This is a genomic window from Tianweitania populi (genome assembly GCF_014652875.1).
GTDB lineage: Bacteria > Pseudomonadota > Alphaproteobacteria > Rhizobiales > Rhizobiaceae > Tianweitania > Tianweitania populi.
Map to the genome: position 1 here is coordinate 69328 of NZ_BMZQ01000004.1, position 21523 is coordinate 90850.

A 21523-nucleotide genomic window follows, 5' to 3' on the forward strand; every position below is an offset into this window, starting at 1 on the left:
CGCCGACCGAGGCACGATCGCTGCCTTATGCCCGGCCTCAGCACGATAAGGATGGATCAGTCCAGCGCCGAGAACCAGCCATTGGCGATCGCATAGCGCACGATGGCCGAACGCGTGCCGAGGCCGAGCTTTTCGGCCGCGCGCAGTTTGTAAGTCTCGACCGACTTTGGACTGAGGTTGAACTCGGCGGCGATCTCCTTGATCCCGTAGCCGAGTGCCGTCAGCCGCAGCGTATCGAGTTCCCTCGTGCTGACTTTCGGATGTGCAGGATGCGGCGCAATCCTAATGCCCTGGTTCGCCGAACTGCGTCCGAGTGTCCGGCTCAGCAGCACCGGATCGACGTAAGTGCCGCCGGCCCTGACGGAGCGAATAGCCGGTACAATCAGGCGCGGATCGGAACTCTTCAAGATAAAGCCGCCCACCTGCATCTGCAGGGCGTTGCGGAGGGTTTCCTGATCCGTGTGCATGCTGTGAAGCAGCACTTTCACGGTCGGGAAGCGGCTCATTAGCCTGGCGATCCAGCTCAAGCCTTGATCCTGCTCAAGGGTGATGTCGAGGATCGCGACGGAGGCACGCGGATCGGCGAAATGCGTTGCCGCGCTGTCCGCCGTTCTTGCCGATCCGATCAGCGTCAGATCGGGCTCGCTGGCCATGAGGGCCGAGAGGCCAGCGATGATACTGGGGTGGTCGTCCACAATGAAGACGCCCGTGCTTGCCGCATCTTTTTCCATCACCACCTCGCATCGGGGATGTGGATGAGCATGCGCGCTCCCCGCGGGTGATTGGGCTCGATCTGCAAATTGCCTTTCAACTCCGCGAGGCGCTCGCGCACGCAGTGCAGACCCAGATGTCGGCCGCTGCGGTCGTAAGCCTTTTCGAGATCGATGCCGTTCCCGTCATCGCTGAACGTGATCTCCAACGTGCCGATCGCGGACTGATGCAGACGAACCAGCACATGGGTCGAGCTCGGCGCGTGCTTGGCGACGTTGGTCAGCAATTCGCCGATCACGGCCGTGATAAGGTCAGCGCAATGGCTCCCGACATCAACATGCGGTGTGTTCAGCTCAACGAGTGTTGGAATTTGCGTGACCTGAGACCAGGTCTGCATCTGGTTGCTGATGACTTCAACGAGCCCCCGGTGCTGAATGCACCGCATGTCGCAGGCCAGACCCCGTAAGGTGCCGTTGAGGGTGTCGAGCCGCTTTCGCAGCGTCGCAATCTTCAGCCGGTCGGTCGGATCGTTCTCGACAGCAAACAATTCGTAGCTGAAGGCCGTGAGGTCCCAACCGACCCGGTCGTGCAACTCTCGCGACAGGTGCAGGCGCGCGCTGAGGTATGCATCCGCCCACGCGCCATTATCACTTACGCTAACCTTCTCCTGATCTTCGATAAACATGATATTATTCCCCACATCGCCAAATCTCCTTTGTCCCCGAAGTAAACCTATTATTAATGACACTAATGCGCCATAGCTCCTCGGGCCTAAACCATAGGTGGGAATTTGGCGCCTGCTGCGGCCGATGTAGTCCATCCCGCGCGAGAAGAACTAGCCCTTCGTTGCGTTACCACGCGTGGAGCCACCTGTTCGAAGCGCAAGGCGGCGTTAGATCGGCGTTAACCTTGATTTGGCACCATCAGGTGCGAAACAGGACAACAAGGGCGAGACCTTGGGACGTTTGCTGATGCAACAAACATCCGGGCCTGGATCACGAACCCGGTGGACGGCAAGCGGCGCGTTCTATCGCAGGCTTGCGATCATCCTCGCCCTTCTGTTCTGGGGTGGCGTTGGGATAGCGATCTACGCGTACGTCTAGTCCGTTCTTTTTAGACCGTTGGCTGTACCAGCCTCAGCATGAACCGCGGCCGGTCCACGCAACGCCGGCAGTTTTCAACAGGATAAAGATGTCGAGCACGAGGTTGTGTTCGCGAACATACTGCACATCCAGCCGCACGCGCTCCTCATAGGTCGTATCGCTGCGTCCGCTAATTTGCCAAAGACCTGTCAGGCCGGGCCGCACCTGGGCATAGAAGGTAAAGTCGTCATCGTAGCGGGAGATCTCGTCGGTAACGATCGGCCGGGGGCCCACCAGACTCATCTCGCCGCGCAAGACGTTCCAAAGCTGCGGCAGTTCATCGAGACTGGACTTCCTGAGCATCGCACCCAACCGGGTGACGCGGGGGTCACGATGCAGCTTGTGGAAGGCGGCCCACTCCGACCGAGCCGCCTCGCTTGCTTCCAGATGGCAGCGCAGGAGGTGCTCGGCATTCCTCGCCATGGTGCGAAACTTGTAGCAGCGGAACATCTTGCCGCCGCGCCCTACCCGCATCTGCGAAAACAGCACAGGTGTCCCTTCCGTTACCGCCAGAGCGATGAAGATCAGGAGGAAAACCGGTAGGAAGAACAGCAGCAACATGCTTGCGCCCACAACGTCGAGCAGACGTTTTGAGGCTTCTGATGTAAGAACGGTGTGCGGCCAACCCGCATCGCCTGCGTCGACCAACACCCTCACGCCGTCGTCGATAACACGGCCTGGCAGATCCACGACAATGGCCGGCCCGCTTGCCTGCCGCATGGTTGCAGACAGGTCGATCAATCTATCGTCTTTTTCTGCGAGGCTCATGGTTCTGATCCAGAACTGTCACACGGCGGCTGCGAATGGCGAACGCAGCAGGAGCTGGTCGCCGGGTTGAAGGTTTTTCAGGTTGAGGCGGATGGCGATATGCGTGGCGAAGGCGGGAACTGTTCCGTCGCGCCATTCGTCTTCACGCGTGTCCAGGGTCGAACCGGCAAGGGTTCGCCATTCCACGAGATCGCTCGCCGCGATCGGAAGCGGCTTTTTCGCCACCACATAGGAAAGCGGCTCGCCGTTTCCGCTGGTCTGCGATGGGTCGCAAAACAGGATGTCGAGCAGCAGGTCATCGGTCGGCGGCCGTTCACCGATGGTCGTGACGGTCCGTTCCAGCCTGAGATCGAGCGACCATGAGAGCCGCATTCCCGGGAGTGCCCGCGCGATCAGCCAACAAGCGGCATCGCCTCCGTTCCCTGTTCCTGGCGTAAGCGCGACAACCCCGGCTTCGCTGTGCCGGGACAGGCAGTCGCGTTGCTCCACTTCATCGCGGCCGACCAGTCGGATCGGCAGGTTTGCAAGGTCTTCGAACGCCGCTGTCGGTCCAAACAGGTTGCTGGCCGGATCGCGAGTCACGATGGGTGCGATGAACTTGCGCGCATCCCCTGCGATGTCCTGCAGGATGACCTTTCCATCGCCGCTGCCGAATATGCCGGTAGCGGTTCTCAAGTTGTAGCAGCTGGCGCGCGTTAAACGAAACGTCGCCAGACGTGAGCGGCATAGAACGATGTGATCGGCCTGATTGCCGTCTTCGAAGTCGCGGCCGCTCACCATCATCGTGCCGCCTTCGATGGTAACCAGCCCCGCACCGATATCGAACAGGAGTTGGTCCTTGCACAGAAGGCGGCCGGTTTCGAAATGGCAGCCGGAGGCATGCACTTTACCGGCGCCGACATAAAACTGATCGCAGAAATTGACGGATGTTCCGAACAGGTTCAGCTCCGCGCCGCCGTTCCAGATGCCGATGCGGCCGGCGCCAATCGCGCAACCGAAGAAGCTGATATTCTCGCCGGCATCCTCCGTGCCGCCGAGCACATGTACGCCGATCTCGCCGACGAAGCGGCAGCTGTCGAACTGCGCGAGATAGCAGCGGTCCGCCAAAACGAGCGCGGTGCCGAAACCTTCCACCATGACATCACGCATTGCGAGCCTGCTTGCGCGACTGTCGATGGTGGTCTGGAAGCGGATGCCTTCGAGGCCGTTGTCCACGCCGGCCGTTCCTGGACCGCGCAGTCTCAGACCAGTGATCCAGCGGTGGCCGTATTGCGCGCCGTCCTCTCGGCAGCGGATCAGCAGGCATTCGCGCGGGTCTGATTGCGTCAGTCGAAAATCTTCGATCGCTGCGTCGCTGTTGCAGGACAGCCTCAGCCTGCAAGGCGCATCCGGAGCATCGAACTCGAAGGCATAGATGCCCGCTGCCGAGAGAACCCACTTGAACAAGGGGGCCTCCTGCCCTTCGGGCGAGATCTGAATGCGCAGGAAGGGGTTGTTGGGGTCGCCCTGCAGCAAGGCCAGATCGACTTCCATGCGACAGCGTTTGCCTGGTTGGACCTGCAACGGCAGGGTCAGCTCTTCGGTCTCAGCGCCGACATGATGAAGACGCTCATCCCTCTTCATCCAGGATCCGGCGGCTACGGCCACGAGACCCGTCAGCGCAACGATGTCGCGTGTTTGAACGTCCTTGCGCTGTGAGAAATCCAGCACCGCGCCGGAAGCCGTCAACGCGCACAGTGTCGGGTCCAGTTCGATGCGCGATCGGCAGCTGTAGGTTCGGCTGCCGAGATCGACCTGCCCGCCGCGAACATCCGATACGAAGGTGATGGCGCGCTGGATCGTGCGCGCATGGTCGGCGCCAGCTTCCAGTGGACCAAACCAGCCCGGCCGCACGCTTGCGCCGTCATAATCAGCCCGAACCCAGTATCCACCGCGCCCGGTCGCGTCGGCTACATGCACATGGCCGTCATCGGGTACGGCATCTTCTGTTTGCGGGCGCCATACGAAAAGGCCCCCGCCGCTGTCTTCAGGCCTTTCAAGCCCTTCGGCGTAAGCCAGATGGGTAGCAGTCTGGATATGCGCCAGCTGCCGCACCGTGCGGACGGGAACAATGGGAAGCGAAGGCGCTTCACCCTCTTCGCCGTCTGCAGCCTTAGCCGCCGAGACCGTCATGAATGCTGCGAGACCAAGGCTGCCGGCGCCACCGCAAAGCAGCTTGCGCCGGGGCAGTGTCCAGGTGTCTGTTGTTTGTGCCGAGTGGACAGCTGCGTCTTGGTCACTCATGCGAGCGCCTCCGACCTTGAAGCGTTGGCAAAGGCGGGACGGATGGTGAGAGGGACGTCAAATGACTGCCTGATGGCTGCGCGATGTGGCGCGAAAGATGCGGCCGCGATCCCACCGGCCATGACATAGACGAACAGTCCGATGTCGAAGACTGCACCAACGATGCTTTCGGCGATCAGGGCACCAACCAGTCCGCAACGCAGCGCTGTAACGAAGCGCCTATCCTCTGCGGAAAGCGTTCGTTCCAGCCGCATCCACAAAAGCGAGGCTACGAAACCGGCGAAAAGGATGAAGCCGGGCAATCCGACATTCGATAGGAGAACCAGAAGAAAGCTGGAGGCCCGCGCGCCGCCGATCCCGACTCCTAGACCATAAGAATCGAGGAAGTTCTGGAAGGCGACCTCGTTCCACATCATGCGCTCACGGCCCGATGCGTCGGAAATCTTGCCGACAACGGTCTCTTCGAAAAACTCCTGAACGCGGTCTGCGATGGAAGGCGCCAGCAGCAGGAGAAGCATCAGAAAGGCCAGCCCGAGCACGGCTATGGAAAACAGCGCGATCGGTCGCCGGATCGGCCTTCCAACAAAAGGACCACCGAACTCGTAAAGCACGAGAGCCAACAAGAAGACGGCCAGTCCGACATAGGCGGTACCGGATGTCGAAGCGAGGAGGAGAACCAGCATCGCTACGGCGAAACAGCCGGTCACGCGGGGTCGCTGACGGTCCAGCCAGAGACTGACCGATATGGCGAACAAAACAAGGCTGAAGCAGGCGAAGGCCGAGGCCTCGGAAAACGACCCGGTGATGCGCTTGAGGCCGCCCTTTTCGGCGTCCGTCAACAGCGCGTAGTTCGCGGTGCGAATGAAGCCGAGAAGAAAGGCTGTTCCTGTCTGATAGGTCAGCACGTCGACAATCCCGAGCAGGACATGCAGGCCGAGAACGAGGTAGATCGCCCGCCTGAGGTGACGCATGCCATCCGGTAGCCTTGTCAGGGCGAAGGTTGCCATGAAAGTCGCCACGCCGCCGAGAAAGTAGATCAGCTGGCTCAGATACATCGAGTTGTTTTCAAGCGGGCGCAGTTGGAGCGCGGCTTTCCCGTCTGGATCGCGGACGATGGAGATGGTGTCGGTGATGCCCGCCATCATTCGGGGGAAGAACAGCGCTGAAACGACGGCATAGATCGCCAGCAACAGCAGCCAGAAACCGGGACTTGGTGGCATCAGTGATTGCAGAACCGGCGCCGGGCCGACGCGGCGAACTGCTCGCGCCATGTAGAACAGCAGGAAGAGGTTGGCGCAGATAACAGACAATCCGCCAACCGATGTCAGGTTGAGGGCCGCGGCTGTTCTGAGAATCGAAAGCACCGCAATCGAGCCGATCGCGAGACCTACCGGCATGAACAGGCTTGCGAACCCGAGAACAAGCGTGAAGGCGCCAATGGCGGTAAGGCTCATGATGCAAATCCTTCCTGCATCATCGGCGGACGGGCCGTTCCGCCTGCCTCCACCAGACAGACGCGATAGCGATCCATCAGCTGGTCGCACCAGGCGCTCTCGCTCTGCGTCAGTTCCTTCGCCTGTGATCGTGCTTGCCCTGACATGCGCTCAATCAAGGCATCGTTATCCGCGAGCCCGCGCATGGTGGCTGCGAGCGCTGCAACGGAACCGGTGGTAAAGGTGAGGCCGAAGCCACCCTGCACTGCTTCTTCCGCAATGTTGGCCTGATCATTGATAATGATCGGCAAACCGCTTCCAGCTGCTTCCACGGCAGCCATCCCGAATGGCTCCGGTCCGCGCGATGGAACGACAACCGCTCGCGCATCAACAAGCAGCGCTCCGATCTCGCTTTTGGCACGCCATCCAAGGACTTCGACCTCGGGATAGTGCGTGCGCAGCAGATCGCGGCCAGGCCCGTCACCGATGATCGCCAGATGGACCCCCGCCAAGCGTGCTGCCGCTGCTGCGTCCTCGAACCCTTTTTCGGGGTTGAGGCGCGAGATCATGTAGAACTTTGCGAAGCGCTGCGGTGAAAGGTCTTCGCGCGTGAACGGCTCGGCAGGATTGCGGATCAGATGTACCTGCGAAGCCGGCAAGCCTGCACGCAGGAACGTCGCGCGCATGTTGGGATGGATGGTGATGACCTGGCTCGACCCCGCCGCCACATCAAACAGCGCCTGCCTCACGCTCTGGCGCGACGAACGCCACAGTTTCTGGCCATAGGACCGCTTGTCGCAATGCGTCAGCAGGCATGCCGGCGACAAGGCGGTTCGTTGGCAGGCATGGGCGCTCCGGAAGTTGTATTGCAGCCCATTGGGACAGGTAAGGAAATAGTCGTGCGCATGGATCAGCATACGATCGGCCACCGGCTTCAATGCATGGAAAATCGCCGGCGACAGGATCCGAGACCACGTATGCAGATGATAAACGAGGCCGGGCTGGTCGTTCTCGGCGATCCAGGCGCGCATCATGCGAAATGCAGAAAGGTTATAAAGGCCGGTCAAGAGCGACCGGGCACGGCCCCGTTCAAGCAGCGGCGCCGATCCCAGGCTCACCACCCTGACGCCAAGTGCCTCAAGTTCGGCGCGCCCTTCGCCGGCGTCTCCCGTAACAAAGGTGACCGGTACGTCGCGCTCGCGCAGCAGTCGAGCCGACAGCAAGGCAAGGCTGGTCGCACCGCCTGCGGCGCGGGACAGATCGTTGATGATCACAACGCCGGTCAGCATGGCAGCTAATCCAGATCCAGAATGCGCATGGGAGACAGGCGCCCGGCGAGAAGTTCGCTCAGCCCGATCAGATTGCCCTTCAGCCGCCCGCGACGATCCACCCAGGGTTCGGGTCGGAAACTGCGGACGAGGTTCGCAATCAGGTTCCGCGCGACGCGCGTCACCGTACGGCGGGCCGTCATCCGGTTCTTGCGCCAGAGATAGATGGGGTTGGCGACCTGCGAATAGCCGAACTTGATGCCGGGTGTTCGTCCGCTCTTGGTGCCGAGATGCACGCCGCGAAGCGCGGAGCTGCGAACGATCCGCCCACAACGCGCAACGGCGCGGCTGAACTCGACGTCTTCCAGCCAGCTATACAGGGGAAGATTGGCGTCGAACCGAGCGCCCTGCTCCAGGATCGGGCGCAAACGCAACAGCATGTTGCAACCGTAAACGTTGTAAACGTCTTGCAGGGCGCCGATCCGAGATGCCCTGCCCGACCGTTGATCGTCATCAAGCACGTGGATGGCTTCAGTCAGAGGAACGCCGGAATTCTTGATGCCGTCCTTCAGCACGGTTCCCGTGGCGAGAACGACCTCGGGATGGTCATTTGCGAGCGAGATCGCCTGCTCCACAAAAGTCGTTGCGGGCACGAAGTCGTCATCGAGAAAAAGAAGGAGGCTTGCCTCAGGCCAATGCGCTTCCAGAAGATCGAGGATCGCATTGCGCTGCAGCGCCAGGCCTTTCACACCATGCAGGACCACAACAGGAAATGGCGCACGCGCCAGCGCATACTTGTCGACATCATCCACAGCCGTCCCGCAAACCACCGCGAGATCCGGGTAGGTCGACTGATGATCGAGCCGCGCAAACACCTCAGACAGCAGGTCGCGCCGACCTGCGGTTGCGATGCCGAGCACAAGAAACGGCTGCTCCGGCTTCCTCATCCAGGCGTTGTGGTATCTATCCAACGGACGAACCCTCCAAGGCGCCATCGATCATCACGGCGCGGAAGCGCGTCGGTGAGCCGGCAAGTGACGCAAGCGCGCCGGCAATATCTGCGACCGGCGTGCGGAGGTAACGGCAGCTGATCAGCAGGCCATCCAGCCCAGCGCATATGGCTCTGGCATCAGGCGCTTCCTTGAGCGGTGGCAGATCGACGATGATGACATCGTAAATGCCAGCGGCTTCGCGCAGCGCGAGTTTCAGATATGTCGGCACGCGATGCGCATCCTTACCGGTCAGGTCGGCAAGGCTGACGAACCGGATGCCGTCCCCGGTTTCCGTGACGGAGCGGCCGATGACAGAACGTTCCTCGCCCTCTCCGTCCTCAACGCTCTCCATCTCTTGCGTCAAACCAGAATGCAGTCGGTCCGCGTCGACAAGCAGCGTTGATGCACCGCCCGCGGCATAAAGCAGAGCCAGGTTGCTCGAGATCTGTGCGCGGCCGGCGTCGTGGTTCACAGATGTGATGCCAAGAACCATCGGCCGCTTTTCGTTCAGCGCAATATCGAGCGAGGTCTTTGCTTCTGCGAGCGCACGAGAAAATTCGGATTGCGGTGCCGCTAACACAGCGCGGAAGGCATCCTCTTCGAGCTCCCTCCCACGCATCCATGCGCGCAACGCGGCCAGTCGGCCGGGTCGGGGAAGCACGGCAAGGCACGGCACGCCTGTACGGCTTTCGATCTGCCGACGCGACGTGACCCCCGGTGCGAGCGCACGTCGCATGAGCGCAGCACCGACGCCCAAAACGGCCCCGAGCACGACGCCCAGGCTGACGATCAGCGTGGTTTTCGGCTGGCTCGGCGTGAAAGGTTGCACTGCGGGCGTGACGATGCGGGCATCCGAGACGGGGAAAGACTCCCGCTGCACGGTCTGCGTGAAATGTTGCAGCATGAGTTCGTACATGCGCCGGAAGGTAGATGCGCGGCTTTCCAACTCAGCCAGCCTCACATATTGAACACTGGCTTCGCCCGCCTGATCGAGCATCTGCTCGAGCGTGTCATCGGTGCTCAAACGGTTGCGCTCGGCGGTGTCGAGTTCGAGCTTGTAGGTGGTGCGCAAACGCGTCAGCTCGCTGCGCATTTCTTCGCGGATCTGCTCGATCTCGGCGGCAACGGCGGACGGTGCTGCGCCATCTGGCCCGTAACGCGCCGACAGATCGGCTTGCCGGATGCGCGCATCGAGAAGGCGTTGGCGCAGCGTGGTCAGCACCGGCGTTTCGCCGATATCGGCATCCATGGTCTCGCTGATTGCGCCCGATCGCAGGATCGCATCCACGGCGTCGAGCCGTGCCTTCAGCCGTGAAGACTCGCCGCGTGCAGCCTGCAACTGCGTGCTTGTATCGCGCAGTTCGCGGTCGGCCAGCGGACCATCCGTGCGGGACGTGAACAAACGCTGCGAGGTTCTGAACTGTTCGACGGCCGCAGCGGCCTGATTGGCTTGCGTGCCCAGCTCGTCGAGGCGGCCTTCCAGCCATTTGGCGCCGCGTCGCGCGGCTTCGGCCTTGGAGTCGACCTTGGCGGCGATGTAGGCATCGACGATCGCGTTGGTGATCTGCGCAGCCCGCGCAGCCGAGGACGAGGAATACGAGATCTCGAGCACATAGGACTGACCAAGACGGCGCACGCCGAGACGGGCGGCATAGGCGCCCATGGCGCCGCGCAGCCGCGCATCCACTTCGTTGCCCTCGATCGAAGGCATATCCTCGAAGGCCGCCTTGATTGACCGACGGATCCTCGTCAAAAGACCGGGTTCGGCATTGTACTCCGCCTCGTTCACCAGCCCGAGCTTTTCGATCACGGCCAAAGCGATGGAGCGCGATTTGACCAGCTCGACCTCGCTGTCGACACGCGCGGACTCCATGGCCAGCGACACGGAATCCGCTTCCTGCAAAACGAGACGCGACTGGGACGTGTCGATGATGAGCCGGGCTTCGGCCGTGTAGGTCGGCAGAGCGGTTGCCGCATAGGCCACGCTGAGTACGGTGAAGGTCACCACGCAAAGGCCGATGATCAGCCACTCCTTGCGGATGAAGTCGACGACGTCGCGCAACGAGACGTGCTCCGCCTCAGTTAACGGCTGGGCTGGCATTCCGAGCGTTGGCTGAAGCGTGACGGGGATCATTCCTGACCTCCCGCAACATCCGTTTGATTATCCAGTGCTGGTGCAGCGGGCACCGCAAAGGGCTGTGTCGTGATGGCGCCGACGCTTGCCTCGACGGGGGGCATTTCCACGATTTCCACGACGTCGTCGGCCATGACCGGCGTGTCGGCCGATGCCGTCAGACGGACCGTCTTGCCTTCGACGGTGCGGGCGATGGTCATCTTGAAGTTGGATTGCTGGTTGAGGAAAGCTTCGATGCTGCCGCGCGCTGCAATCGAGCTGGCCTCGAACACAAGCCGCTCGGCCGTCAGGCGGCGTTCGCCGAGCTGGTCGATGGAAGCCTGCGTATCCTGTATGTCGCGGGCGACCTGTAGCCGCTGGTCTTCCACAAGTGCGATCTTGTCGCGTTCGGCGTTTGCGATGCCCTGCCGGGCGCGAACGAGGCTTGTCGCAAGATCGAGCTGCTGCGCCTGGATGTTGCCCAGCACGCGATCCATCTCGAACTGCCGGTTTGCGGGAGCAATACCCTGTTTTACAAGGCCCGTGACACTGGCCAACTCCGATTTGCTGGACTCCAGCTGCCGCTCGAGGACGTGCGTCTTGGCTCCTAAAGTGTCGATTTCCGTCTGCAGCAAGCCTTTTAGCGCGTCGATGGCCGCGACCTGGCGCGCAAGCTTCTCACGACGCGAGCCGAGGATCGCACGCTCTTCTGCCATGATCTGGTTGCCGGTCGCATGGCTGGTGATTGGCTGCGGAAAGGCGATGTCGGCTGCGTCCGCCGCCTCTGCCGACAAGCGCGCACGGCGGGCCAACATGCGGACGATTTCCAGATCGATCGACGTGATGACGCCCATCTGCGTGATGACATCACGCTCAGGACGCTGCGATGTTTCGAATGGTCGCTGTCGTCCGCCCGCAAGACTGATCGCTTTCGTGACATCCATGCCCGGCCGCCAGGGATATTCACCCGGCTTGGAGACGGCACCGCTAACATAGACGGGACGAAACTGCGAAACTTCGACCGAGGCGACCGGAGCCGTCTGCAAACCCGTCGTCTTCTGCATGAGAAGACCGACTTCGCTGCCGAGCTCCTCAGCGCTCTTACCGGCTGCAGGAACGGCGCCGAGCAGAGGCATCGAAATCGTACCCGCTTCGGAAACCGTATAATCACCGTCAAGCGCTTCCCAGGTCTGGTAGGTGCCTTTCGCGGCAATCCATTCCAGCACACGGATGCGCAGCTTGTCCTGTGGCCCCAGCCGATACCCGTCTGCCAGCGCGGGCGCGGACACGATGCCGGAAAAACAAAGAAGCGCCGCAGCGTAGACGGCCGGTCGATGACAAGCCGCGACCAACGCCCCGCCCAAGACTTGCCGCTTCAACGGCGCTGAAATCGCAACCATGCCGGACCATCTCACACTGGGTCCCAGGCAGCGCGCACGTCTCGCATTTCCGTTTGAAGCGGAATTACACCTCGCGAACATCAACGCCTGGGAACATCAACCCGGACACAGAATGACAAACAACGATGGTGCGGAAGCGCAGTATAAGCGCTGCAATCTGACAGGAAAAACCTGACAGCACTGCGCATTTGCCTTCTTTCATTTGGGTCATGGCCGATTGAAGATGCCAACAATTCAGCCACGGCAATGTGTTCTGCCGTGGCGATGTGTCCGCCCTTTGCGGGCAATTTGGAACCTTAGTCCAACCACGCATGGATACGTCCAGTCACGGCGCGCGCCGCCGCTTGACCTGCGCAACCGTGCCATGTCGCATCAGGGGCGCACCGAGGAAATCGGCGCGATTGCATGTTCATGACAAGCGCTGCTTTCCTGCGGCTTCTGAAACGTCTGGGCACAGGCGATAGCCTGTATTTCATATCGGCCCGGACCTTCATGCAGGTCAGCCAGTTCGTCATCTTCATCGTGGCGGCCCGCGTGCTGGCTCCCGCGCAGTTCGGCATGTTCGCGCTCGGATCGGCTGTGGCGATCCTTCTGGCGAAACTCGGCGAAGCCGGCTGGCGGGAATATGTCCTGTCGTCGCGCAGTCCTAGCGCCGTGGCATCTGCTACCACGGCCGCCCTGATCAGCGGGCTTGTCTCCACGTCCATATGCTTCGGCGCCGCGACCGTGGCCGCTTCCTTTTTCGCGGCAAGCGAGATGGGCTGGTTGCTGGGTTTCTTTGCATTATGGCTGCTGCCCGCGGGCATCAGCTCCGTGCAGTCGGGCGTGATGATCCGAGGCGGACGGGTCCGGGCGCTTTCGATCGTTCAGATGCTCGGCGAGTTGATCGGGCTCGCCTGTTCGCTCGCGAGTTTGAACGCAGGTTTTGGCCTCCTGTCGCTCGTTTACGGACGACTTGCGTGCCAGATCTTCAGCCTGCTGGCCTTTGTCTCGCTCATTGGCGCGCCGCGCCCGGTCCGGCTGGATAGAGCAACAGCATGGGAACTTGTCGATTTCTCGCGTCAGATCCTGGCCACCCGGCTGATCGCCTTCTTCCGGTCTTATGGCGCGACCTTCATCATTGGTTTCCTGCTCGGTTCGGCGAGCACCGGCCTTTTTCGCGCAGCCGAGCGGCTCGTCGTTTCCCTTTCGGAGGTTCTGGCAGAAACCGTTCAGGTCATTGCCTGGAAGAACTGCAGCCGCTCCCTGACGCAAACCGATGAGCGCGGCGCGCAGCAGCGGTTTCTCGCCCGCGAGGCCGAATACATCCACCCCATCCTGCTCGCGACCTCAGCTCCGATATTTCTTGGACTGGCGCTGGTTTCAGGCAATGTGATCGAGGTGGTGCTCGGCCCAGCCTGGACGCCGGCCGCAGCCGTGGCCTCTCTTATCGCCATCCGTCAGCTGCTGCTGATGCCAGGCTTTGTCACCGAGCCGCTTTTGGCGACCATGGGCGAAGTGCGGCGCATGCCTCCGGTCTCCCTGTTCAACGCCATTCTGGCTCTGGTGCTGGTGCTGGTCTGCGCGCCGTTCGGCATCCTTGCCGTGGCGGTCGGACAATGCCTTGCGGCTGCGGTTTCTTTAGCCTTCCAGGTGCGGCTGCAAAGCCGCTATGCCGGAGTCGCATTCGACCGCGTCCTTCGCCGCGCCTTTCCCATTGTGCCAGCCTTGGTCGCCATGGCGGTAGCGGTCACTTCCGCGCAAGCGATCGCAACGGAGGAGAATTGGGCGCTATGGCCCGTTCTGGCGCTGCAGATCATGTCAGGCGCTATCGCCTATACCGGCACGCTGCTCATTGTTGAGCGCCTGACCAGCCACGAGCGAAGCCTCCTTTATCGTCCGGTGACAGCATGAGCGTCATCGAAGCCAGGACCCCACGCGAGGCTGAGTGGAGGCAGGTTCCGTCGGCTTCTTTTGGACAGGCGGTGGTGCTGCGCTGCTTCAATGTTAAGTACAGCCCCAATCTCGGCGACGGCATCCTGTCCGAATGCCTGGAAGCCGCGCTGATCGCACTTGGCGCCGATCCCGACACACAGTCGATCGATCTTGCAGCACGCACCCGCTTCGGCGACGTCATGACCGGGCGAAGCGGCGCGCTGAAAGTGCTGGACAGTCTGCCGGACGCCTTGCGACGCAAAGCCGTGCGGCTGCCGCTCGCACTCAGCGCATCGATGAAATGGCGGCCGCACTATGCCGAAGGGCTGGAAGGCGCGAGCGGCGTCGTGATCGGCGGCGGCAACCTCATCTCGGACATCGACCTCAACTTCCCGACCAAACTCCCACTCGCCATTGCCGAAGCGGAACGCCGCAACCTTCCCGTGGCGATCTATGCCTGCGGTGCCGGCTGCGATTTCAGCGAGGCCGGCTTGCGGCGTTTGCGGCGCGCCTTCGCCAGCCCGGCGCTTCGCGCGGTCTTCGTGCGCGATCAGGATTCAAAGACGGTTTGGGACAAGCTCCTGGCGCCAGCGACTGGCCACATCGCGCAGGTCGTGCGCGATCCCGGCCTGTTGGCGAGCGAGGTCTATGATGCGCGCTCGCCTCGACAAAAGGCGAACAGTCGCCCGATTGCCGGCCTTGGCATCATCAGCCCCATCGCCATCCGCTACCATTCCGATAAGGCACCTTCACCGCGCGCGCTCGAAGAGTGGTTTGTGGAAGCGGCCTCCGGGCTGGTTAGACTGGGCTTTTCGGTCCGTGTCTTCACCAATGGCAGCCCGGAAGACGTCGCCTTTGCCGCGCGCCTGCGACCCCGTCTGGCCTCGCTCGGAAGCTCTGCCGACATCAGCTTTTTCGACCAGCGCACGCCACGCGAGTTGTGCCGACACATTGCCGGTTTCGACGTGATGCTGGCCCATCGCATGCATGCGGTGATCGCCGCTTACTCCTATGGCGTTCCCGCTATCGCACTGGAATGGGACCGCAAGCTGCGCTCCTTCATGGCTTCGGTCGGCCGCGAACAATGGCTGGCGGATCCCTTGTCGATTGATGGACCGCGATGCGCCGAGCTCGCGATGCTGGCCCATGCAGAAGGGATCCCCGACGCCGAACGCTGCGCTGTCATCGCGGAAGCCAGGGCCGACGTCGCCAAGCTCTGGCAAGTCTTTGCACCGGGAGCAGCCGCATGACGCTCGCTTCATCCCCGATGCCCCCCACCCCTATCGCGCCGAATGCGAATGCCTTGGCCGGGCTCGCATTCCACCGGTTCAAGACCTGGATGCTGGACCTCGCTTTGCCATTCTGGTCCACCACTGGCCTGTCGCCGGATGGCGGCGTGGTGGAATGCCTTTCGCTCGACGGTCGACCGGCACGGCCTGGCTTCAAGCGCGTGCGTGTTCATGCGCGCCAGATCTACGTGTTCTCGCATGCGCATGTTCTCGGCGTTCCCGACATGCTTCCGGCTGCGCGACACGGCGTCGACTTCCTTCTGCGCCACGGCCGCGATCATGCCGGCGGCTGGGTGGTCAAGATGGGCGAGGCGGGCGGCGTGGTAAACAGCGACGTCGACCTCTACGACCAGGCCTTTGTCATTCTCGCTCTGGTCTGGTGGTACAAGGCCAGCGGCGAACACGAGGCGCTTGCGCTCGCGCGTGACACGCTGGCGATGATTGAGACCCGCTTTGCGCGCGCCGATGGCCAAGGCTTCCACTGCCGGTTGCCCGACCGCGGCGAGCAGCTTCAGAACCCGCACATGCATCTGCTGGAATCCATCCTTGCGCTGCACGAAGTCATGCCGAACGAGCGATCCGACAGGGTGATCCGGATGCTGTTGCGGCTGTTCGAAACCCACCTCTTTGATCCCGAAACAGGCACGCTCGGCGAACACTTCGACCAAAACTGGCAGACGCCGGCGGATGGAACAGGCGACCATCTTGAGCCCGGCCATCACTATGAATGGGTTTGGCTGCTGCATCGGGCTCGGCAGCTGGGATACGCCGTCGAGCCGAACAAATCGGAACGCCTGTTCGCCTTCGCCGAAACATACGGTCTCGCACCCGGCTCAGCCCTGATCCATGATGAGGTGGCCCGCGACGGCCGCATCCTTGCATCCGGCCATCGATCCTGGCCGCAAACCGAGCGCATCAAGGCGCTGATTGCCTGCGGCGAAACAACATGCCAGTGGCCGCATCCCGACATCTTCCAGGCCCTGGACGCGCTTTGGACGCACTACATCGCCCCAGCCCCGCAGGGCGCGTGGATCGACCACATCACCGCCAAAGGGAAACCGTGTGTGTCAGCAGTTCCCGCCAGCACACTCTACCATCTGTTCCTGGCCTATGCCGAGCTCGATCGGACGGCCCATGCATTGTTCGGCACTGCGCAGGGGGATGCAGCATGATCGTCGATGACTTTCACGGCAAACGAATCTTGGTCGTTGGCGACATCATGCTCGACCACTTCGTTCGGGGATCGGTAGAGCGTGTGTCACCGGAAGCACCGGCGCTCGTGTTGCGCATCCAGTCCGATTACTGGGCCGTCGGCGGCGCAGGCAATGTCGCGACGAATGTGTCGAGCCTTGGCGGGATCGGCTGCCTCGTCGGCGTGGTGGGAGAGGACGATGCCGCTCGCCGCATCGATATCCTGTTCGACCGGGACGCCAATCTCGAAAACCATCTCGTCACTTATCCCAGCTGGCCGACCATCGAGAAAACCCGCTTCATTGCCGGCGACAACCACCTTCTGCGTGCCGACCGCGAGGGGGCGCCCGCCATCGCAGGTGCTGTGGAGGAGGAGTTGGTCCAGCGGATCGAGGCAGCCGCAGCAACCTGCGACGCAATCATCCTGTCCGACTATGCAAAGGGTGTGGTCACCCCGGCAATCATCGCGGCCTGCGTGCTTGCCGGACGCGCGCATGGCATCCCCGTCGTCGCTGATCCGAAGCGCGCCAATTTTGCGGATTATCGCGGCTGCACCGTTCTCACGCCCAATCGCAAGGAGTTTTCGCTCGCAACCAAGATGCCTGCCGACAGCGATGCCGACGTCGAACGAGCAGCACCGGCGGCGATGGATCAGTTCGGCGGCCCGATCGTCCTGACCCGCTCGGAACAAGGCATGTCCGTCTTGCATCCCGCTCGCCCGCCGCTCCATGACGGCGCGCGCAACCGCGAGCTCCGCGACGTGTCGGGTGCCGGCGATACCGTCGCTGCGGTGATCGCCTTGGCATTGGCGGCAGGTGCGGACCTCACGGATGCAGCGCTCACAGCCAACATCGCAGCTGGCATTGTCGTGGGCAAAAGCGGCACGTCGTCCGTGGTTGCTTCCGAACTTATCGCCGCCATGTTGCAGCATGCCGACAGCACGATGCTGAACCGTAAGCTCGCCTCGCTCGCGACGGCAAAGGCGATCCGCGCGGAATGGGCGCGGCGGGGTCTTTCGGTCGGCTTCACCAATGGCTGTTTCGATATCATCCACCGCGGCCATGTCACGCTTCTCAACAAGGCCCGCAAGAAATGCGACCGTCTCATCGTCGCGCTCAACACGGATGCATCGGTCCGGCGCCTCAAAGGACCGGCGCGACCTATTCAGCCGGACGGCGCCCGTGCCGAAGTCATCGCAGCACTGGAGGCCGTCGACATGGCCTTGCTGTTTGACGAGGACACGCCGATGGGACTGATCGAGGCGCTTCAGCCCGACGTGATCCTCAAGGGCTCTGATTATACGCTCGAGACCGTCGTCGGCGGTGCTTTCGTCCAATCCTATGGCGGCCGCGTCGAACTGGTTGATCTGGTGGAAGGCTTCTCTACCAGCCGCATCATCGAGCGGTCGAAGCAACTGGTGGAGGCCAAAGGCTGATGCGCTCGGGCGAGTTGGGACGCAAGCTGGATCAGTCCGTCGGAACCGTCATCGCTCCGATGATCGGAGCGATGCGCCGGAAGGCGCCGATGCCCAGAAACCCGCGCCGCATCGTCGTGATCGAGCCCACGGCGATCGGCGATACGCTGATCGGCTCCGGCTGCATCCTCGCTTTGACCAAACGCTTTCCCCGAGCAACCGTCATCGTCGCGCATGGGCCGAGCAATGCGGCCGCGGTCGAGATCCTGCTGGCGCCGGTCGAGATGGCGCAAATCTCGTTCACCAACCCGTTGAAAGCTGGGATGAAACTGCGCTCGCTGGCACCAGACATCGTCGTGGATCTCTGCCCTTGGCCCTATGCTACCGCTTTGGCGGCCCGCATGACGGGCGCCTGGACCGCCGGCTTCGTGCCACAAGGCAGCCGGCGAGGGTCCCTCTACGATCTAGCCGTGCCTCACCACATCGATCGGCACGAAAGCCGCAACCTGTGGGCTATGGCGGACGCCTTGGGCGCCGGCCCCGTATCGGGCATGGCAATCAAGCGGCACCGCGCCTTGCTTGAAGCCGACCTCGATCCACGAGGCCTCGTCCTCTGCCACATCGCAGCCGGCGGTTCTCGCGCTGCCGCCAAGGCCTGGCCGATGCATCATTGGCGAAAGCTGATCCACGCCCTCGTGCAGCGCGGCTATCGCGTCGGCCTGACCGGAACGTCCAAGGACCAGCGTGTGGTGGATGACCTAATTCAGCGGGTTGCCCTGCCGAACGAGCGCGTCACCAATCTATGCGGAAAACTGTCGCTCAGTCTGCTTGCCGAACTGTTGGCGGAGGTCGACATGCTCATTTCCGTCGACACCGGCGTGCTGCATCTTTCCGCAGCGGTGAACGGACGTTCCATTGGCCTGCACGGCCCGACACGCGCGGCACGCTGGGGGTCGTCTAGCCCGCATGCGATCGGCCTCGACGCACCGCACCCATATGCCGGCTATATCAATTACGGATTCGAGCAGCATTCATCCGCCATGCAGATCATGGCGACCCTCCGGCCGAGCCAGGTGCTCACGGTGATGGACGGACTTGCGCCAAGCCTACAGGCCGGTTGATGACAGAGCCCTTTCGCCCGGCGCTATTTCTGGATCGCGACGGCGTGGTGAATGTCGACTACGGCTATGTCTCGCGTTGGGAGCGTTTCCACTACATTCCCGGCGTTGAGGCGGTGATCCAGGCCGCCAACGATTTGGGATGGGTTGTCGTGATCGTGACAAACCAGTCCGGCATCGCGCGCGGCTATTTCTCAGAAGCAGACATTGCCGCCCTGCACGAAACGCTGACCCAAGATCTTGCATCACGAGGAGCGCGGATCGACGCGATCTACGCCTGCCCCTACCTGCCCGGCTGCGGATCCCTGCTCTATGACCGCGACAGCGAAGATCGCAAGCCCAAGCCCGGCATGCTGCTACGCGCCGCCCGCGACCTCAATCTCGACCTCGCCCGCTCCCACATGATCGGCGATCAGGCTCGGGACATGCAGGCAGCCGCAGCGGCGGGCGTGACAGGCCATTTCTTTCCCGGCGGCAACCTCTGGGACTTCGCAGTCGCCCATATCGCGGACTTCAGAAGTCGGGATTGTCCCGCAGCCAGGCGACATATTCCGCCGCGCCGTCTTCCAGAGACCGGTAGTTCGGCGCAAGTTGCCCAGCAACGCCCCGACCTGTCTTCGCTTCGGTGAAATACTGGTAGCGCGCACGCAGTGCCGGCGGCATGTCCACGTAACTGATCTCGGGTTCGCGTCCCATTGCCGCGAAGGTCGCCACCGCAAGCTCGCGAAAGGTCCTCGCCTGCCCGGTCCCGACATTGAAGATGCCGGCGGTGCCGGGCTTCGCCAATACGTTCAGGATGAAGCGCACGCAGTCATCGACATGGATGAAATCGCGCATCTGCCCGCCTTCGGGATAGTCGGGGTTGTCGGACTTGAACAGGGTGACCGTCTCACCGCGCTCGATCGTCTGATAGATCTGGTGGATTACCGAGCGCATCGGCCCCTTATGGCTTTCGCGCGGCCCGTACACGTTGAAGAATTTGAGCCCAGCCCAGCTCGGCGGCGTCGGCGCACCGCGATCCCGGTCGGCGAGAATGCGACGATCCACGAAGTGCTTGCTCCAGCCATAGGCATTAAGCGGCTTCAAGCGCTCGAGCTGGCCGAGATCCTGTGTGTCATCAAAGCCGAGCGCTCCATCCCCATAGGTCGCGGCCGAGGACGCATAGATGAAGGGGATGCCAATCCGTGCACACAGCGCCCAAAGATCGAGCGAGGCGCGAATGTTCAGCCGCACGATCCTGTCGACATCCCGCTCGGTGGTGGCGGAAATCGCACCCATGTGGACGATCGCCCCGACCTCATCCTCATGGCCGGAAAGCCAGCGCGGAAGATCATCGATCGCGATGATGTCGTGGAAGGTGCCTTCGCGCAGATTCATCCAACGGGCATCGGCACCAAGATCGTCGCAGATCACAACCTGTCTGCCTTGAGCGGCTAGCGCCAACGCCACATTGGACCCGATGAAGCCAGCTCCGCCGGTGACCAGCACCAGCCCGGTGTGATCGGTTACGGACCCGTCCATGCCACCCTCACCGCACTCAACAGCCAGAGCCAACCACCGGCTTCAAACAATCATCCGTTGTTCTCAGCTATAAAGAAAGAGACTTTGTTCGTCCCTGTGTCGCTCGTCAGCAAATGGACAGAACTCCGGGCCTCCGATACCTTCAGATGCAACAAACGTTGCTCAAAGTCGTACGCAATGCTTCATGATCTGGGGCCGCTTGACCCAAATGACGTCCATTGCTGGTTCTTCGACATGGACGGCTTCGACGTCGGGAGGCTGAGGAATCTGCTTGCGCCAGACGAGCAGGAACGCGCCGCGCGCTTTGTGTTCGAACAGGATCGTGCCCGATACAGGATCGGTCGCGGTCTGCTGCGCCTGTTGATCGGAGCTTATCTCGGACAGGCACCCGGCTCCCTGCGCTTTGACTATTGCCCGGCCGGCAAACCCATGCTGGCGCACCCCCTGCACTTCAACCTTGCCCATTCCCACGGTGCCGGCCTGATCGCGGTCACGCGCGCAGGGCAGGTCGGCGTCGATCTCGAGCGTGTCCGCCCCATCGATGACATCGACGCTGTCGTCGCCAACCATTTCGCGGAAGAAGAGCGCGCGGAATTCGCGGCCTTGCACCCAGATCTGCAATTACGTGGCTTCTATGCGGGATGGACACGCAAGGAAGCGATCCTGAAGGTGACCGGCGACGGACTGGCAACGCGGTCTTTGCAGAGTTTCGCTCTACAACTGGCTCCGGAAGAACGAAACCCGCTTCTTCTGCGCTACGATGACCATCCGTCGCCTAATGCCTTGTGGACGATCGTGGACATATCGTCGAGTTCCGAACTCACCGCTGCTGTTGCGCTCAGTGGCAATGACCTAAAGATCAGGGTGCGTGATTTCAGCGCAAATCTTGCAGACACTTGGCTTCTTAATCGCGATAAAATCGATTTGAGCGTCAGGCCAAGCCTGTGCGCGCGGACGTAAGTACGT

Annotated in this window: 17 protein-coding genes; 7 read left to right on the top strand and 10 right to left on the bottom strand. The window is 62.0% G+C overall.

Annotated features, from left to right (window positions below):
* Window positions 1–56 precede the first annotated feature (56 nt).
* The 9 genes from IE166_RS17830 to IE166_RS17875 form a co-directional block, all read right to left on the bottom strand.
* On the bottom strand, window positions 57–731 hold the full coding sequence (locus IE166_RS17830) for a response regulator transcription factor (RefSeq protein WP_189506609.1): 675 nt from the start codon (window positions 729–731) through the stop codon (window positions 57–59).
* Window positions 731–1396, bottom strand: a complete 666-nt coding sequence (locus tag IE166_RS17835; protein WP_189506611.1) for a sensor histidine kinase — start codon at window positions 1394–1396, stop codon at window positions 731–733. The genes IE166_RS17830 and IE166_RS17835 overlap by 1 nt, the downstream gene beginning before the upstream one ends.
* A 451-nt stretch (window positions 1397–1847) precedes the next feature.
* Complete coding sequence (locus IE166_RS17840) at window positions 1848–2621, bottom strand: sugar transferase (RefSeq protein ID WP_189506613.1); 774 nt, start codon at window positions 2619–2621, stop codon at window positions 1848–1850.
* A gap of 18 nt (window positions 2622–2639) precedes the next feature.
* A complete protein-coding gene (locus IE166_RS17845; protein ID WP_189506615.1) occupies window positions 2640–4904 on the bottom strand; it encodes a hypothetical protein in 2265 nt (754 codons plus the stop codon).
* Complete coding sequence (locus IE166_RS17850) at window positions 4901–6358, bottom strand: hypothetical protein (protein ID WP_244641568.1); 1458 nt, start codon at window positions 6356–6358, stop codon at window positions 4901–4903. Before IE166_RS17850 ends, IE166_RS17845 begins: the two co-directional genes overlap by 4 nt.
* On the bottom strand, window positions 6355–7626 hold the full coding sequence (locus IE166_RS17860; protein WP_189506621.1) for a glycosyltransferase family 4 protein: 1272 nt from the start codon (window positions 7624–7626) through the stop codon (window positions 6355–6357). Before IE166_RS17860 ends, IE166_RS17850 begins: the two co-directional genes overlap by 4 nt.
* Before the next feature lie 5 nt (window positions 7627–7631).
* Window positions 7632–8552: a glycosyltransferase family 2 protein gene (locus IE166_RS17865; RefSeq protein WP_189506623.1), complete on the bottom strand. Its 921-nt coding sequence runs from the start codon at window positions 8550–8552 to the stop codon at window positions 7632–7634.
* A gap of 16 nt (window positions 8553–8568) precedes the next feature.
* Window positions 8569–10731 carry a GumC family protein gene (locus tag IE166_RS17870; RefSeq protein ID WP_189506625.1) on the bottom strand — a complete coding sequence of 721 codons (2163 nt, stop codon included), beginning with the start codon at window positions 10729–10731 and terminating at the stop codon, window positions 8569–8571.
* Entirely contained in the window at window positions 10728–12110 is a 1383-nt protein-coding gene (locus IE166_RS17875; protein ID WP_189506627.1) for a polysaccharide biosynthesis/export family protein, read from the bottom strand. The genes IE166_RS17870 and IE166_RS17875 overlap by 4 nt, the downstream gene beginning before the upstream one ends.
* 405 nt (window positions 12111–12515) lie before the next feature.
* Here IE166_RS17875 and IE166_RS17880 point away from each other — a divergent pair, with 405 nt between their 5' ends.
* The 6 genes from IE166_RS17880 (at window position 12516) to IE166_RS17905 (ending at window position 19665) form a co-directional block, all read left to right on the top strand.
* A complete protein-coding gene (locus IE166_RS17880) occupies window positions 12516–14003 on the top strand; it encodes an oligosaccharide flippase family protein (RefSeq protein WP_189506629.1) in 1488 nt (495 codons plus the stop codon).
* A complete protein-coding gene (locus tag IE166_RS17885) occupies window positions 14000–15274 on the top strand; it encodes a polysaccharide pyruvyl transferase family protein (RefSeq protein WP_189506630.1) in 1275 nt (424 codons plus the stop codon). The genes IE166_RS17880 and IE166_RS17885 overlap by 4 nt, the downstream gene beginning before the upstream one ends.
* Window positions 15271–16485, top strand: coding sequence for an AGE family epimerase/isomerase (locus IE166_RS17890; protein ID WP_189506632.1), 1215 nt, complete (start codon window positions 15271–15273; stop codon window positions 16483–16485). Before IE166_RS17885 ends, IE166_RS17890 begins: the two co-directional genes overlap by 4 nt.
* Window positions 16482–17939, top strand: coding sequence for a D-glycero-beta-D-manno-heptose 1-phosphate adenylyltransferase (gene rfaE2, locus IE166_RS17895; RefSeq protein ID WP_189506634.1), 1458 nt, complete (start codon window positions 16482–16484; stop codon window positions 17937–17939). Before IE166_RS17890 ends, rfaE2 begins: the two co-directional genes overlap by 4 nt.
* 89 nt (window positions 17940–18028) lie before the next feature.
* Window positions 18029–19039, top strand: a complete 1011-nt coding sequence (locus IE166_RS17900; RefSeq protein ID WP_189506636.1) for a glycosyltransferase family 9 protein — start codon at window positions 18029–18031, stop codon at window positions 19037–19039.
* On the top strand, window positions 19039–19665 hold the full coding sequence (locus IE166_RS17905; RefSeq protein WP_189506638.1) for a D-glycero-alpha-D-manno-heptose-1,7-bisphosphate 7-phosphatase: 627 nt from the start codon (window positions 19039–19041) through the stop codon (window positions 19663–19665). Before IE166_RS17900 ends, IE166_RS17905 begins: the two co-directional genes overlap by 1 nt.
* On the opposite strand, the gene rfaD is transcribed toward IE166_RS17905, so the two are convergent.
* Entirely contained in the window at window positions 19550–20557 is a 1008-nt protein-coding gene (rfaD, locus tag IE166_RS17910) for an ADP-glyceromanno-heptose 6-epimerase (RefSeq protein ID WP_210312993.1), read from the bottom strand. The two genes, IE166_RS17905 and rfaD, sit on opposite strands and share 116 nt — an antisense overlap.
* On the opposite strand from rfaD, the gene IE166_RS17915 reads away from it, so the two are divergent.
* Complete coding sequence (locus IE166_RS17915) at window positions 20534–21517, top strand: 4'-phosphopantetheinyl transferase family protein (protein ID WP_189506640.1); 984 nt, start codon at window positions 20534–20536, stop codon at window positions 21515–21517. The two genes, rfaD and IE166_RS17915, sit on opposite strands and share 24 nt — an antisense overlap.
* Window positions 21518–21523: the final 6 nt, after the last annotated feature.

What these genes read in the sequence shown, in the direction of transcription:
- IE166_RS17830 (WP_189506609.1), bottom strand. Translation starts at nt 731, where the DNA reads ATGGAAAAAGATGCGGCAAGCACGGGCGTCTTCATTGTGGACGACCAC.
- IE166_RS17835 (WP_189506611.1), bottom strand. Translation starts at nt 1,396, where the DNA reads ATGTTTATCGAAGATCAGGAGAAGGTTAGCGTAAGTGATAATGGCGCG.
- IE166_RS17840 (WP_189506613.1), bottom strand. Translation starts at nt 2,621, where the DNA reads ATGAGCCTCGCAGAAAAAGACGATAGATTGATCGACCTGTCTGCAACC.
- IE166_RS17845 (WP_189506615.1), bottom strand. Translation starts at nt 4,904, where the DNA reads ATGAGTGACCAAGACGCAGCTGTCCACTCGGCACAAACAACAGACACC.
- IE166_RS17850 (WP_244641568.1), bottom strand. Translation starts at nt 6,358, where the DNA reads ATGAGCCTTACCGCCATTGGCGCCTTCACGCTTGTTCTCGGGTTCGCA.
- IE166_RS17860 (WP_189506621.1), bottom strand. Translation starts at nt 7,626, where the DNA reads ATGCTGACCGGCGTTGTGATCATCAACGATCTGTCCCGCGCCGCAGGC.
- IE166_RS17865 (WP_189506623.1), bottom strand. Translation starts at nt 8,552, where the DNA reads ATGAGGAAGCCGGAGCAGCCGTTTCTTGTGCTCGGCATCGCAACCGCA.
- IE166_RS17870 (WP_189506625.1), bottom strand. Translation starts at nt 10,731, where the DNA reads ATGATCCCCGTCACGCTTCAGCCAACGCTCGGAATGCCAGCCCAGCCG.
- IE166_RS17875 (WP_189506627.1), bottom strand. Translation starts at nt 12,110, where the DNA reads ATGGTTGCGATTTCAGCGCCGTTGAAGCGGCAAGTCTTGGGCGGGGCG.
- IE166_RS17880 (WP_189506629.1), top strand. Translation starts at nt 12,516, where the DNA reads ATGTTCATGACAAGCGCTGCTTTCCTGCGGCTTCTGAAACGTCTGGGC.
- IE166_RS17885 (WP_189506630.1), top strand. Translation starts at nt 14,000, where the DNA reads ATGAGCGTCATCGAAGCCAGGACCCCACGCGAGGCTGAGTGGAGGCAG.
- IE166_RS17890 (WP_189506632.1), top strand. Translation starts at nt 15,271, where the DNA reads ATGACGCTCGCTTCATCCCCGATGCCCCCCACCCCTATCGCGCCGAAT.
- rfaE2 (WP_189506634.1), top strand. Translation starts at nt 16,482, where the DNA reads ATGATCGTCGATGACTTTCACGGCAAACGAATCTTGGTCGTTGGCGAC.
- IE166_RS17900 (WP_189506636.1), top strand. Translation starts at nt 18,029, where the DNA reads ATGCCCAGAAACCCGCGCCGCATCGTCGTGATCGAGCCCACGGCGATC.
- IE166_RS17905 (WP_189506638.1), top strand. Translation starts at nt 19,039, where the DNA reads ATGACAGAGCCCTTTCGCCCGGCGCTATTTCTGGATCGCGACGGCGTG.
- rfaD (WP_210312993.1), bottom strand. Translation starts at nt 20,557, where the DNA reads ATGGACGGGTCCGTAACCGATCACACCGGGCTGGTGCTGGTCACCGGC.